The 11,983-nt window shown below is 67.9% G+C and carries 15 protein-coding genes; 10 read left to right on the forward strand and 5 right to left on the reverse strand.

All coding sequences use genetic code 11. The features are described 5' to 3' along the window. Nucleotides 1–211 precede the first annotated feature (211 nt). The 6 genes from BXA11_RS24445 to BXA11_RS24465 all read left to right on the forward strand — a co-directional run bounded on the left by BXA11_RS24445 (nt 212) and on the right by BXA11_RS24465 (nt 3,492). A complete protein-coding gene (locus tag BXA11_RS24445; RefSeq protein WP_030511565.1) occupies nt 212–808 on the forward strand; it encodes a sulfite oxidase-like oxidoreductase in 597 nt (198 codons plus the stop codon). An 88-nt stretch (nt 809–896) separates the two neighbouring features. Continuing rightward, nucleotides 897–1,622, forward strand: coding sequence for an FAD-binding oxidoreductase (locus BXA11_RS24450; RefSeq protein WP_239105129.1), 726 nt, complete (start codon nt 897–899; stop codon nt 1,620–1,622). Next, nucleotides 1,619–1,939 (forward strand): DUF6510 family protein, encoded by a 321-nt coding sequence (locus BXA11_RS24455; protein ID WP_204053831.1) that lies wholly within the window; start codon nt 1,619–1,621, stop codon nt 1,937–1,939. Before BXA11_RS24450 ends, BXA11_RS24455 begins: the two co-directional genes overlap by 4 nt. Before the next feature lie 207 nt (nt 1,940–2,146). Further along, nucleotides 2,147–2,452 carry a DUF427 domain-containing protein gene (locus BXA11_RS24460; protein ID WP_076438194.1) on the forward strand — a complete coding sequence of 102 codons (306 nt, stop codon included), beginning with the start codon at nt 2,147–2,149 and terminating at the stop codon, nt 2,450–2,452. 243 nt (nt 2,453–2,695) lie between these two features. After that, the gene (locus BXA11_RS41530) at nt 2,696–3,007 is read left to right on the forward strand and encodes a hypothetical protein (protein ID WP_204053832.1); all 312 of its coding nucleotides are present in this window, start codon (nt 2,696–2,698) and stop codon (nt 3,005–3,007) included. A 134-nt stretch (nt 3,008–3,141) separates the two neighbouring features. Next, the gene (locus BXA11_RS24465; RefSeq protein WP_051762544.1) at nt 3,142–3,492 is read left to right on the forward strand and encodes a GNAT family N-acetyltransferase; all 351 of its coding nucleotides are present in this window, start codon (nt 3,142–3,144) and stop codon (nt 3,490–3,492) included. A 236-nt stretch (nt 3,493–3,728) separates the two neighbouring features. On the opposite strand, the gene BXA11_RS24470 is transcribed toward BXA11_RS24465, so the two are convergent. The 3 genes from BXA11_RS24470 to BXA11_RS24480 form a co-directional block, all read right to left on the reverse strand. Continuing rightward, nucleotides 3,729–4,355, reverse strand: a complete 627-nt coding sequence (locus tag BXA11_RS24470; protein ID WP_030511559.1) for a TetR/AcrR family transcriptional regulator — start codon at nt 4,353–4,355, stop codon at nt 3,729–3,731. Further along, entirely contained in the window at nt 4,355–4,825 is a 471-nt protein-coding gene (locus tag BXA11_RS24475) for a hypothetical protein (RefSeq protein ID WP_076438196.1), read from the reverse strand. The genes BXA11_RS24470 and BXA11_RS24475 overlap by 1 nt, the downstream gene beginning before the upstream one ends. A gap of 131 nt (nt 4,826–4,956) precedes the next feature. Then, the gene (locus BXA11_RS24480) at nt 4,957–5,544 is read right to left on the reverse strand and encodes a GNAT family N-acetyltransferase (protein ID WP_076438198.1); all 588 of its coding nucleotides are present in this window, start codon (nt 5,542–5,544) and stop codon (nt 4,957–4,959) included. A gap of 252 nt (nt 5,545–5,796) precedes the next feature. Here BXA11_RS24480 and BXA11_RS24485 point away from each other — a divergent pair, with 252 nt between their 5' ends. The 4 genes from BXA11_RS24485 (at nt 5,797) to BXA11_RS24500 (ending at nt 9,915) form a co-directional block, all read left to right on the forward strand. Next, entirely contained in the window at nt 5,797–6,144 is a 348-nt protein-coding gene (locus BXA11_RS24485; RefSeq protein ID WP_143734492.1) for a TraR/DksA C4-type zinc finger protein, read from the forward strand. 265 nt (nt 6,145–6,409) lie between these two features. Further along, on the forward strand, nt 6,410–7,690 hold the full coding sequence (locus tag BXA11_RS24490; RefSeq protein WP_076438203.1) for an MFS transporter: 1,281 nt from the start codon (nt 6,410–6,412) through the stop codon (nt 7,688–7,690). After that, nucleotides 7,650–9,524: a Na+/H+ antiporter NhaA gene (gene nhaA / locus BXA11_RS24495; RefSeq protein WP_076438206.1), complete on the forward strand. Its 1,875-nt coding sequence runs from the start codon at nt 7,650–7,652 to the stop codon at nt 9,522–9,524. Before BXA11_RS24490 ends, nhaA begins: the two co-directional genes overlap by 41 nt. A 19-nt stretch (nt 9,525–9,543) precedes the next feature. After that, entirely contained in the window at nt 9,544–9,915 is a 372-nt protein-coding gene (locus BXA11_RS24500; RefSeq protein ID WP_051762542.1) for a GNAT family N-acetyltransferase, read from the forward strand. A gap of 48 nt (nt 9,916–9,963) precedes the next feature. Here the strand turns inward: BXA11_RS24500 and BXA11_RS24505 are convergent, their stop codons facing one another. Both BXA11_RS24505 and BXA11_RS24510 read right to left on the reverse strand, forming a co-directional pair. Next, nucleotides 9,964–10,587, reverse strand: a complete 624-nt coding sequence (locus tag BXA11_RS24505) for a sigma-70 family RNA polymerase sigma factor (protein WP_030511553.1) — start codon at nt 10,585–10,587, stop codon at nt 9,964–9,966. Between the two features lie 253 nt (nt 10,588–10,840). Next, nucleotides 10,841–11,758 carry an NADP-dependent oxidoreductase gene (locus BXA11_RS24510; RefSeq protein WP_076438258.1) on the reverse strand — a complete coding sequence of 306 codons (918 nt, stop codon included), beginning with the start codon at nt 11,756–11,758 and terminating at the stop codon, nt 10,841–10,843. Between the last annotated feature and the right edge of the window lie 225 nt (nt 11,759–11,983).

Below are 11,983 nucleotides of genomic sequence, written 5' to 3' on the forward strand. Positions count from 1 at the left end.
TCTAACACACTCGGGACGGCCCCTCTTGTGGGCGACCGGGGCGAGTGGACTGGGGATTCGGTCGGTGTGCGACGGACCGCGAGCGCTTTGACACCGATTACAGCGGAACCCTAGGTTGGACGAAAAGGTCCACTGTAAGGTCGCTTCCGCCATCGACCCGACCGTGGGACGCCCACCACTAGAGACCGTTGGGTCTGGAAGAGAGCGCAGGGTGACAATCTCACGTGGCTTCTTCGGCCAACACGACCCGCGTGCCGCCGACCTGCCGCCCGGCCAGCATCTGACCCACGGATTCCCCGTGCTGACGGCCGGGCCGACGCAGCTGATCTCGACGGATAAATGGAGCTTCACAATCACGCCCGAGAGCGGCAAGCCGAGGCGGTGGAGCTGGGGCGAGATGATGGCCTTGCCCTCTGAGGAGATCAACGTCGATATCCACTGCGTGACCCGGTGGACGAAACTCGGGACCCGCTGGCGGGGCGTCGCGCTCGACACCTTCTTCGAGGACATCGAGACCTACGACGAATACGCGATGGTGCATTCGTACGGGGGTTACACCACGAACCTCCCGTTGGAGGACCTGGTCGGCGGCAAGGCCTGGATCGCGTACGAGTACGAGGGAGAGCCGCTTCCCGCCGAGCACGGTGGTCCGGCCAGGCTGCTGGTGCCCCATCTCTACTTCTGGAAATCCGCGAAGTGGGTGAACGGCATCACGATGCAGCGCTTCGACGAGCCGGGATTCTGGGAGAGCTTCGGCTATCACAACTACGGGGACCCGTGGCGCGAGGAGCGGCACGCCGGTGACTGACACGAACACGACCGAAGGCCCGGCCGGAAGCTCCGTGAAAGCGACTCCGCCGGCCAGGAATCACTGGCGCAAGGCGACGCTCATCGGTGTGCGCTCGCAGTCCCAGCATTCCCGGACACTTGTTCTACGCGTCCCCGGCTGGACCGGACATCTGCCCGGTCAGCACGTGGACCTACGTCTCACAGCCGAGGACGGCTACTCGGCCCAACGGAGTTACTCGCTGGCTGAGCCCGCCACGCCCGGCCGCGTCGCGGTCACCGTCGACCTCCTTCCCCACGGCGAGGTCTCGCCGTACCTGGTGGAGATCATGCAGATCGGTGACGAGCTCGACGTGCGCGGGCCCATCGGCGGGTGGTTCGTCTGGGAGCCGGGGGACCCGTCCATCGGGGACGGCCCGGTCCTCCTGATCGCCGGCGGATCAGGGGTGGTGCCGCTGGTCACCATGCTGCGCGCCCGGAAACGGGCGGGGGACTCGACGCCGACGACGCTCGTGTATTCGCTTCGCGGCCCTCGCGACCTCATGTACGGGCCTGAGCTGGAAGAGATGTCGGCCGATCTGTCCGCGCCGGGGTCTGCCGAAGTGCGTCTCGTCTACACACGCAAGGTTCCCGACGGGCATCCCCGTCCCGCCTCACACCTCGCGGCCGGGGACATCCGACCTTCGTCCTCGTGGCCGGAGCCTTCGGCGGCCCGGGTCTACGTGTGCGGCCCCTCTGGCTTCGTCGACCACGCCACGCGCCTGCTCCGCGAGGCGGGATACCCCGACGATCGCATACGCACAGAACGATTCGGACCGACAGGAGTGGATCGATGAGCTGGGATCTCCCGACCGCGGCCGCGCCCGACGGTGGCGCCGGGTCAGGCACGGTATTGGACGGCAACGCGGCGGCCGGCGAGTTCGCCGGGATCCTCGCAGGCGACCCGACCACCGTCACCGTCCGCTGCGGTAGCTGCGGCGTCGCCCAAGCGTTCGGACAGCTGCAGGCCTACATGGGCGGACCCGGAACCGTGCTGCGCTGTCGCGAGTGCGAGGCGATGGTCGCCCGAGTGGCCCGGACACCACAGGGCGTGTGGCTCGACATGTCGGGTTCCAGCTCGTGGTTGTTTCTGCCGGCCCCAGGGCGCGCCTGACGGCGACCGCCGGCAGCCGGCGCGCTCATCCGTCCGGCCGTGTGTTCTCAAGACACGGGTAAGAAGGAGCGCCCTTCCCGTCACCAACGTCTAGGTGAACGTGCAAGCCGACTTCGACTCGAAGAGTCCGTCGAGGGAAGCGGGGTTCTGGTGCCCGCATCGCAAGGGCGAATGTGGTCGGCCGGAGGATCGATGGAGGGAAACGGAATGAAGGCAGTGGTAGGGGAGACGGTCGTGGCCGAGGCCGCGAACGAGGCGGTAGTGAGGATAGAGGGGAATGTCTACTTCCCGCCGGACTCGGTCGTGGCCGGCGTGCTCCGCGACAGCCCAACGCCCTACACCTGCCCCTGGAAGGGGAGGGCGCAGTATCACGATGTCCTGGCCGGCGAGACGGTGCTCAGGGACGGGGCTTGGTCCTACCCGGACATCAAGGAGTCGGCGGCGGCCCGTGTCGGCCGCGACTTCAGCGGCTACGTCGCTTTCGACGGCCGCCAGGTTCAGATTGATACCTGACCGATCACGCCGGTGCCGAGCACGCTGCAGTCTCAACCCCTGCTGATCCGCTCTTCACATCAGAGCCACCCATCCCGGCCTCGCCCTCGGGTCGTGCCGTCGGCTGCCGCGGTCGTCTCCTCCCGTACGGCCCAGCCGATACGGGTGGGGACGCGCTACCGCATCGACGAGATGGGGGAGTGCTTTCCGTTTCCTCGACACTCCGGTTAGGCGTCCGAGGCATGGATCAACCAAGGTGGATGCGTGGATGACAACGCGCAAAACGGATCCGGTGATCAGCGCAGTGATCACTGGGCTCGACTGGACGCCTTTCTCCAGACCGATCCACGCGACGCCGGCTGCGACGAAGCCATGGAGATCCTGGACGTCTACGGGGAGCTGCTGGCTGCGGGAGACGACCCGAGCGAGCGGTTCCCGGGCGTTCATGCGCACTTGTCGGCCTGCGGTCCATGCGCCCAGGACTTGGAGGGCCTGCTATTGGCGCTCACAGGCTCAGCCTCTTCTCGGCATGGCCCACCGCAGCACGCCGGCGAGGATTCTCATATTGGACCCTGAAGTCCAATCAGGGCGTACGGCTGCTTTGGAACATGGGGTTGAAGTACCTTAGATTGGACTGAATAGTCCGAAGGCGCCCATGCGGGCGCCGGCCAGACCCACCGACTTGAGACGAACGAGGCGAGCAAGAGAGCATGGAGCGATCACCGGCCACCGTCGAGGTGCGCAAGGATGAGACCACCCGCCTTTACGAGGCACTGATCGATGGCCAGGTCGTCGGCACTCTGGCTTACGAGACCACCGGCGGACGGGTCTCGCTCACGCACTCCTTCGTGGACCAGGACCAACGGCATCGAGGCGTCGCTTCGGCGCTGGCGCGCTACGCGCTTGAAGATCTGAGCCAGAGTCACACCAAGGCCGGTATCTACTGCGGGTTTGTCGCCGACTACGTCGAAGACCATCCCGAATGGAAGGACGCCATCGACGTCCACCGCTCGGCTTTCATCGCCACTCGCACCGCGCGAGACACGAACGGCGGGCGCTGACGCTGCGTCCACGGGTGTGGTGTAAGAGCTTGCGCTGGTAGAGGCGTGGCGTCGTGAGCCGAGGACGGCCATCGCCTGATCCTTCGCGATGGCGAGATCCAGATCGCGGGGGATCGAAGGCGATGGCCGTGCACGACAGCGTGGATTCCGCCGCGTGGTGGCGGAGCAGATCCGGGCGCCCCGCGACTTCGAGTCGTTCCGAAGTCGTGTCGTTCCGAAGCCGTCGGGCGATGAGCTCAGCGTTTGGACAGGCTCTCGATGTGTGCAAGCACCATGTCGATCGCTGTCGCCATGGGTGTGACATCGCGCGCCGTCTGGGCAAGCATGTACCCGCCCTGGAGGGCGGCCATGAGCCCGGTCGCGAGCTGGTCCACCGACGCGTCGGGCGGAAGCACACCATCGTCTTGAAGCCGTCGCAACACGCCTGCCAGGAGTCCCTGCCATTCGGCGAACAGCCGAGACAGGGCTTCACGTGCGAGAGCGTCGTGATCGGAGACCTCGGAGGCCAGCGAGCCGAGCGCGCAGCCGTAGGCGCCATGCCGGAGGGCGTTGTTCTGGACCAGCACGTCCCGCCAGCGTCGCAGGCCCCGGATGGTCGAGACGTGACCGAGGGCCTCGCGCTCGCGCTCGATGACGCGTTCCCCCACGTTGTCGATAACGGCCCGTACGAGCGCGTCCTTGCCGTCGAAGTGGTGGTACAACTGCGACTTGCTGACTCCGCTCGCCGCCAGCACGTCATCAAGCGTGGTGGCCCCGACTCCTTTTACGTACATCAGGTCGGTTGCCGCAGCGACGATCCTCGCCCGCGTCTTTGCGCCGCGCGCCGTCAGGCGTCTGCCATTGCGCGGGTCGGCGGTCGTCATCACGTGTTCATGTTACCGATCGGACTACTCGTCCCCGTCCTTGCGGGGCTGTTGTCCTCCGTTGCCGTGAAAGGCGCGAGCGCGAGGTCGAGCGCGGCGTTGAGTGGCCAAGGGTCTTTTGTGATCTGACTCAGGGTGCTGCCTCCATGCAGCGCCGCAAGAATCAGCAGCGCGGTCTTCTGGGCGTCGACATCGGTCCTCCGGGTCTGACCTGAGGAATGTGTGTCGCCCGTCGTGCCGGACCGCAGCAACCGGTCCACCGTCTCGGCGAGGAGCTCGCGCCACCGATCGAGGAAGTCGGCTCGCCCGGGGACGTCCCCTGTCTGTCTCAGTGCGAACACGTACGGCGACAGTGGGGTCATGAGCTCCTGGACGACCCGGCGGCGCCAGTCGGCCAGCTTCGCCCCGTCGGTGACTCCAGCCAGGCATGCGCTCTCGCGGGCCAGCACTTCTGCGAAGTGCGTGCTCATCGATCCCTCCCGGCCAGTCGAGACCACCTATCTATCCTGCCACGATATAGGACTATTTAGTCCACTTTACTGTGGCACCACAGGACGGGGTGCGGCCGTCCTGTGGGAGAACGGCAGGGGACGAACCGAGATCAGCGTTCGACGGGGCCCGGCCGGAGTACGGAGCTGTCCAAGTCGCCCTTCCGCAGCCGAAAGATCTGAAGCCGCAGGTCGTAGTACTTGTCCGTCTCTCCGACCCACTCCATCCCGATGCGGCGGGCGGCGCGTTCGCCGCGCTCGTTCTTGGGCCGTAGGACGGCGAAGATCTCCTCCTCGCCGTTGCTGAACGCGTAGTGGGCCAGGGCGTGACCCGCCTCGGCCGCCAGCCCCCGACCCCACGCCCACGGGGCGAGCTGGTAACCCAGCTCCAGGTCCTCGCCCTCCGGCGGCAGCGGAAGAATCTGACCCGAGCCTGCGACGCGCCCGCTCTCGGTCTCCTCGATCACCCACCGGCCACTCGGGCGCCCCTGGGGTCGCGAAGGTGCGGCGATCCATTTGGTGATCACGGCGCGCATCTGCTCAAGGTCGATGACGTGATCCATCGCCGGGGCCAGCCACCGGGAGACCTCCGAGCTGCCGTAGATGTCGAGCGCGGCGGCCGCGTCATCGTGATGCCACGGACGCAGCCGCAACCGCGGAGTGCTGATGGTCGAACCGGCGATAGTGACCTCGTGAGCCAACGCTGCTCCTCGATGCGGGAAAGGGGCGCGCCGGAAGGCGCGCTCGGCAGCTGACAACGCTACGCCGTACTGGACGAAGTCGTCCATTTGGGCTCGCATCGGGCGACGTCGCAGCGAGCCGGAGACAGCAGACGAAAGAGATGCGGCCTTCAGGACACTAACTCGGAAGACCGCCAGGGGCGGACGTGACTGGCCCGGCCGAAGTCCCGCCACCGACGCTGATCACCGATCGGCACCAGCAGGGAGTCGCACATGGATCCAGCCCGCGCACATCAGTTGATCGAGGGTGAACGTGAACGCATCAAGGAACTTCTCATGTACGCGGCCGCTGCCCGGGCGGCCGACCTGGAGGCGGCCGCTGATGCGAGGACCTCGGTCTTCGATTCGGCGAACCCGCTCGCCCAAGAGCTTCTCGACGATGCTGTAGCCGAGCAACTCAACCTGCGGCTGGCTGCGCTCGATCGGGCCGGCGAGCGCCTGCGGGCCGGCACCTACGGAGTTTCGTTGCGCAGCGGCCGTCCGATCCCCGATGAGCGGCTTGAGGCCGACCCTGCGGCGGAGCTTCTCGTCGATGAGGTCGAGCAGGACGCGCGGCCCTGACCTCGTGCAGCGCAGACCCGACCACGCGCGCGGGGCGCCGGTCGCGAGGCGACACCGCCTCGTACACCGGCGCCGTCCGCATTCCAGCAGACCGCGACCTCGTGTTCCTCTCCTGCACGCCCGGCCTCAGGCGGGCGGAACACACCCCGAGGAAGTGCGCGGGTGCGGACCTGACTCGACACCTTCACGGTGGGCGGCCACGTCGGCGTGCGCGATGCGAAGTCTCCGGAAACGGTGGTCCAGAACAACAGAAAGGCACGGCCCGATGCAGAAGGTGACGCCGGCGCTCGACCAGACTCGCCGGGGCAGAACGATCCGGCTGGCATTCCTGGCTGCGGTGGTATCCCTGGTGGCCGCGTTCGCGGCGGTGGGGTCGACGATCCCGCTTTTCAATATCTATCGGGCGGAGAACGGGTTCACCAACGCCGGTATCTCGATGACCGTCGTCGCCTACTCCGCCGCCACTCTTGTCACGCTGTTGGTGATGGGACGGCTGTCGAACCATCTGGGCCGCCGGCCCATCTCCATCGCGAGCCTCGGCCTCCTCGTGCTGGGCTGTCTGCTGTTGCTGAACGTGCGCGACATCGGCGTCCTGATCGCCGGTCGGCTCCTGATGGGCCTCGGCGCCGGGCTGGCCAGCAGCAGCCTCACCTCCTACATCGTCGATGCCGCACCGGCCAGGCCGGCCTGGCTGGCCTCCGTCGCCTCCAGCCAGACAGTCATGCTGGGCCTCGCCGTGGGCGCCATCGCGTCCGGAACGCTGGTCCAGTTCGGCCCTTGGCCACGACAGCTCATCTACCTGGTCGCCGCCGGCCTTCTTCTCCTGTCCGCCGCACTCGTCGCCGTCAGCCCGGAGACGGCGCCTCCGTCGCCCGGCGCCTGGTCGTCACTGCGTCCCAAGGTCCGCGTGCCGGCCCGGGTCAGGCATCTGCTCCCCGTCGCGGTGGCGGTGTTCCTGGCCACCTGGGCGACCGGGGCCTTCTACCAGGCCTTCGTACCGGCACTCGTCGAAGATCAACTCCACACGCGCAGCCCGCTCGTCATCGGGCTGGTGTTCGCCGCCTACATGGGCCCCAGTGCTCTCGGCGCCCCCCTCGGCGGCCGGTTCACATCCGCGGCCGCCCAACGTCTCGGCGTGATCATCTTCCTGGCCGGATGGATCGGCGTCATCACAGCGATCGCCACCGGCACCCTGGTGCTGTTCATCGCCGCAACCGTCGTCGCGGGCGCCAGCCAAGGCATCGCCATCAGCGCCGCCACCCGCGGCCTGCTGTACGGCAGCGCCCTGGCCGACCGGGCACCGATCTTCAGCGTGATCTACCTGCTCTGCTACAGCGGCGCTGCTGTCCCCGCCCTGGTCTCCGGCCGACTCTCCACGACCTTCTCACTGCCTCAGATCGCCCTCGGATACGGCGCGCTCGCCCTCGTCGCCACCGTGTTCACCGTCATCGCCGCACGCAACCCGCACCCCGACACGAGCGGGAACAGCCGGCACGGGAGTCATCATGACGAACCCCACCGTCATCCAGACCTCACTCGACCCTGAGGAGGGCGCCGCCGGCGCTGGTCGACGCCCGTCGATCGCCGCGCGGATCGGCGCAATGGGCCAGAACCGGATCGGCGCCCTGCTCCTCCTCGGCACGACGCTTGCGGCGATCATCTGGGCCAACGTGTCCCTGGGGTCGTATCAGACGTTCTGGCAGACCCATCTCATGGTCGGCATCGGCGACCTGCATCTGGACTTCACGCTTCACGCACTCGTGAACGACGCGCTGATGGCGGTCTTCTTCTTCACGGTCGGGCTCGAAGTGCGCCGGGAGTTCGCGATCGGCGAACTGACGAGCTGGTCCCGTGCCCTGGTGCCCGTCGCCGCCGCCATCGCGGGCCTGGTGGTGCCCGCACTCCTTTTCGTCCTCATCGCGAGAGGCTCCGGAAACGAGCAGGCGTGGGGAGCCGTGATCTCGAGCGACACGGCCTTCCTCGTGGGCGCCCTGGCCCTGATCGGCCCCCGCGTCCCCGGACGCCTGCGCGTGTTCCTCCTGGCACTCGCGGTCGTCGACGACATCGGTGCGCTCAGCATCATCGCCCTGGTCTACACCGAGCACTTCACCCCGCTGCCGCTCCTCATCGCCGCCGCCGGGCTCGCCGGGGTGTATTTCACGCGCTATCTCCCTAGCGGCCGCGGGCCGGTGTACGCGTCTCTCGCGATCGTGGTGTGGCTGGCCTTCCTCGCTTCGGGCGTGCATCCGACCCTCGCGGGCGTCGCGATCGCACTGCTCGTCCCCGTGTACCGCCCCAACCGCAGCGACGTCGAGCGCGCGCTGGAACTCGCGCGCACCTTCCGCCAGTCGCCCAACACCGAGTACGCCCGCGCCGCCGCGAACAGCCTGCGCGAATCCATCTCGATCAACGAGCGACTCCAGTCGGCCTACGCCCCGTACGTCGCGTACGTCATCCTTCCGTTGTTCGCCCTCGCCAACGCGGGTGTGGTGCTGAATCCCGAGGTTCTCGCCGGCGCTGCCGGTTCCACCCTGACGTGGGGCGTCGTCGTGGGCCTCGTCGTCGGCAAGCTCCTCGGCGTCTTCGGGTCGAGCGCGGTCCTCCGACGCCTGAAGATCGGCGAACTCGGAGCGGGACTCACCCTCGATCGCGTCCTCGGCGGCGCCGCGGTGTGCGGGATCGGATTCACCATCTCGCTGTTCATCGTGGACCTCGCGATCGACGACGAGCTCGCGCAGAACGAGGCGCGGGTGGGTGTGCTCGCGGCGTCTGTCGTCGCCTTCGTGCTCGCGACGATCATCTTCCGGATCTCGGACGCCGTGCGCCCCGACGACGACTCCGGTCAGACGCTCGCGCGCCCGGTCGACCCCGCACGCGACCACGTGCTCGGGAACCCGTACGCTCCCTACACGATCGTCGAGTATGGAGACTTCCAGTGCGGCTTCTGCCTCAAGGCGTCCGGCTCGATCCTGGAGGTGCGCGACGTACTCGGAGACCGGCTCCGCTACGTTTGGCGCCACGCCCCGCTCGTGCAGATCCACCCCAACGCCCTCGCGGCCGCGGAGGCGACGGAGGCGGCGGCGGCACAGGGCGGATTCTTCGACTTCGCGCGCGCGCTCTTCGACGACCAGGACAACCAGCGGCCGTCCGACATCATCCGGATCGCCGACGATCTGGGCCTGGACCTCGAGCGGTTCGAGAAGGACCTCATCTCGGCCGAGGTCACCGGCCGGGTGCGCGACGACATGCTCGACGCCGAGGCCATGAACATCACGGCCGTCCCCACGCTCTTCATCAACGGCCGCAGGCACTCCGGCCCGTACGACGCGCGATCGCTGCTGCGAGCGCTGACGAACGCGACCGACACACCCGTCGTTTGAACACTGGAGGAATGAGTCGATGAGCGGCGAGGAACAGGCGCCGGCAACCGAGGAGCTGTCCGAAAACGCCGACCGCGGCCGCTTCGAGCTCCATCGCGACGGCGACCTGGTCGGGTGGCTCTACTACACCCACCTGAAGCCCAACCGGTACGCCCTAGTGCACACCGAGGTGGAGCCGAATCATCAGCACCAGGGCGTGGCGGGCGCGATGGTGCGGCGCGTGCTCGACGAGATCCGCGCCCGCGAGGGCACGATCACCGTGATCTGCCCCTTCGTCGCCGACTACCTTTCGCGAACGACCGCCTACGCCGATCTGATCGACGCCCGGCACCCTGGCTACTCCGATCGTGCGTCTGCCGAGGCAGCGGCGCGCGCGAGGCCCGGTGGCTGAGACCGCCAGGTCGTGTATCGGAACGGGCGCCGTCCCGCGGAGCGGGCCTCAGGTGCCTCGGGCGAGGTAGCCACTCGCCACCAGCGCCGCGCGGAGCTTCTTGCGGGCGTCGAAGAGCACCTTGTACAGCGCGTTGTGGGTCGAGCCCAGCTCGTCGGCCAGAACATCCATCGGCATGCCGTTGAGGACCGTCGCGACGAACACGATGCGCTGTCGCTCCGACAGATTCTCTTCGACCGCGGCCGAGACCGCCGCCGCGAACTCCCGGACCTGCGCCTCGTCGTCGGGGCCCACGTCGAACCGCGATGCGATCTTGGACCAATCCTCTCGATCGTAGGGGACATCCTGGCGACGCCAGAAGTGACGGTTCATCTTGGTGGCCACGTTGAAGATCACGAACTTGCTCGCCCACGTGGTGAACCGTGCCTCACCCCGGAATCTGTCCAAACGCTCGGTGACGGCCATCAACGCGTCGGCGGCGGCCTGTCGAGCGATGTCGTCGAGCTCCGGGCCGTCCAGCTCCAGGATCGGCGCACGCCGGCGTGCCTCGGTGATCGCGATGCGAAGCAGCAACGGATACAGCTCCCGGGACGCCGCCTCTCTGGCGGGGCCGGCGGCGGCGAGATCACGCACCCATCGGCGGTTCTCTCGATCAGTCTCTGGGTCGCCCACTGCCTCCTCTTTCGCCAGAGCAGCACAACGCCGCGCACGCACTGATCAGGTCGCTCCGGCGCGGCACCTGAGCAATCATAAAGTGGACGATTTAGTCCAGGATCGCCACCCGGCGACAGTCGGCCGTGGTTACTCCGGGTGCACGCCGGATGGCGAACCGGTCCGATCGCCTGTCCCCGTACGAGCCGGCGAATCCGGCCGCGTGGCTGACCGTGATCCACCGGGGGGAAGGGTTTCTCGCCGTCCCCGAGCCTCACGGACGGACGCTGATGACCGTCTTCCCCTTGCGTCGCTCGGTCGGGTTGAGGGCGGCGACGGCGTCGTCGAGGGTCGCGACGGCGCCGATGTTCGTCCGCAGCCGTCCGTCCCGCACCCGCTGCACGATCTCACCCAGCTGGGCGCGATCCGACTCGACGACGAAGTCGATCGCCAAGCCGTCCGCGGGCCGCGCCTCCGGCGGTCCGACGACGGACACCAGCGTTCCTCCGGCTCGGATCATGGCCGCGGACCGCCTCTGGACGTCGCCGCCGATGACGTCGATGACCAGGTCGACTCCGCCGACGTCTTCCAGTGCGTCGTTGTCGAGGTCGACGAACTCCTGCGCGCCGTAGTCGAGCGTCTTCTGGCGGTCGGCGGCGCGCCCGGTGCCGATGACGTACGCGCCGAACTCTTTCGCGAGCTGCGTCACCAACGACCCGACGGCGCCGGCCGCGCCGTGCACGAGCACGCTCTGCCCGGCCTTCAGGCGGCCGTGGTCGAACAGTCCCTGCCACGCGGTCAGCCCCGAGATCGGCAGGCTCGCGCCCACCACGAAGTCGACGTCGCCGGGGAGCGGTGCGAGGTTGCGTGCCTCGACGGCCACGTACTCCGCCAGGGTGCCGTCGCGATGCCAGTCCGTGAGACCGAAGACCCGTTGCCCCACCGACAGCCCCGTCGTGCCATAACCGAGGGCGGTGACCACTCCGGCCATCTCGTGGCCGGGGATCGACGGTGTCCGGTCGAGGCCGCGGCGATCGGTCCAGGTCGAGGGCCACTCCATCTCGGTCGGGACGAATCCCGACGCATGAACCTCGACGATGACGTCGTTGATGGCCGCCGGCGGCTCGGGCCGCTCCACCAGCCTCATCCCGGCCGGTCCGGCGGCCTGGTCGGTCACCACGATCGCTTTCATGAGAATCGTCTCCTCGGTCATGTGTCTTCTTTGCGGAGATGTCGCGGGGATGGAAGCCCGTTCGGCATCTGGGCGCCAGGGGCCATGGGAGGCGGCCGGTCGATCTGGACACCGCCGGCCGGCCGCGTGCATCGATGGGCGCGCGTCACTCAGGGACGAACGCCGCTGATCGTCTTCATTGCTTGATCGTCACAGATGGTTGTTGTCATGGAGCCCCCTGGACCT

The organism is Microbispora rosea (genome assembly GCF_900156315.1).
Lineage (GTDB): Bacteria > Actinomycetota > Actinomycetes > Streptosporangiales > Streptosporangiaceae > Microbispora > Microbispora rosea.

Coding starts and splice junctions, on each gene's coding strand:
- BXA11_RS24455 (WP_204053831.1), top strand. CDS start 1,619: ATGAGCTGGGATCTCCCGACCGCGGCCGCGCCCGACGGTGGCGCCGGG.
- BXA11_RS24460 (WP_076438194.1), top strand. CDS start 2,147: ATGAAGGCAGTGGTAGGGGAGACGGTCGTGGCCGAGGCCGCGAACGAG.
- BXA11_RS24465 (WP_051762544.1), top strand. CDS start 3,142: ATGGAGCGATCACCGGCCACCGTCGAGGTGCGCAAGGATGAGACCACC.
- BXA11_RS24470 (WP_030511559.1), bottom strand. CDS start 4,355: ATGACGACCGCCGACCCGCGCAATGGCAGACGCCTGACGGCGCGCGGC.
- BXA11_RS24475 (WP_076438196.1), bottom strand. CDS start 4,825: ATGAGCACGCACTTCGCAGAAGTGCTGGCCCGCGAGAGCGCATGCCTG.
- BXA11_RS24485 (WP_143734492.1), top strand. CDS start 5,797: ATGGATCCAGCCCGCGCACATCAGTTGATCGAGGGTGAACGTGAACGC.
- BXA11_RS24490 (WP_076438203.1), top strand. CDS start 6,410: ATGCAGAAGGTGACGCCGGCGCTCGACCAGACTCGCCGGGGCAGAACG.
- nhaA (WP_076438206.1), top strand. CDS start 7,650: ATGACGAACCCCACCGTCATCCAGACCTCACTCGACCCTGAGGAGGGC.
- BXA11_RS24500 (WP_051762542.1), top strand. CDS start 9,544: ATGAGCGGCGAGGAACAGGCGCCGGCAACCGAGGAGCTGTCCGAAAAC.
- BXA11_RS24510 (WP_076438258.1), bottom strand. CDS start 11,758: ATGAAAGCGATCGTGGTGACCGACCAGGCCGCCGGACCGGCCGGGATG.